At 65.7% G+C, this 693-nt stretch carries 1 protein-coding gene; it reads left to right on the forward strand.

The features are described from left to right. Positions 1–693: hypothetical protein (locus IE94_RS40170; RefSeq protein WP_209441119.1), on the forward strand; the 693-nt coding region annotated here is incomplete at both ends.

The raw sequence follows: 693 nt of genomic DNA on the forward strand, positions 1-693 counted from the left end.
CGCCGCCCCCGCCCCCGCTCCCGGCCGGCCCCTCGGCCTGGCCCTCCCCGGAGACCCCTCCGCCCAGACGCAACTCCCGCCACCCCCCAGCGCCCCCGCAGCCAACATCACACCGCCATCACAGCCGGCACCACGCGAGCACAGCATCATCGATGTCGACCACCGGATCTTCAGCGACCCCAGCCCCTCGGCCCTGGAAAACCTCGGCGACTTCGCCCACAAACCCTGGCAGGCGGAGCCGGATGAGACACCGGACTTCCGTGCGGAGCGCCTGCCACTCCTGACCCCAGAACAACGAGAAGAGGTCCTCCACCTCCTGACCTCACCCATGAACGCCACAGCCACATTCGGCGGCGTATGGGACCACATCTCCGCGCGCTACCATCACGAACTCTCAAGAAACGAACTCCTCCACCTGCGCAACAGCTTCACCCTGTACCGCCACACACTAATCACCCTGCACCACAACTTCACCCTGTCCCGCCACACACCAGTCACCGACGACAGGCACATGACCACGCTGCGCGAGCAGAACTTCGCCGCACCTGACGAAAATTCCGCCACCGCCCAATGGCTCACCTCAGTCACCTCCGGGGAATTCCTGATCACCCGGGCTCACCATAAGGAACTGACAGCCGCCCATATCAGCGGCATCGAAAACGCCCGCGTGGCACGCTCCCGGTGCCGCAGGTT

Source organism: Streptomyces violaceorubidus (assembly GCF_000717995.1).
In the GTDB taxonomy this organism is placed as follows: domain Bacteria; phylum Actinomycetota; class Actinomycetes; order Streptomycetales; family Streptomycetaceae; genus Streptomyces; species Streptomyces violaceorubidus.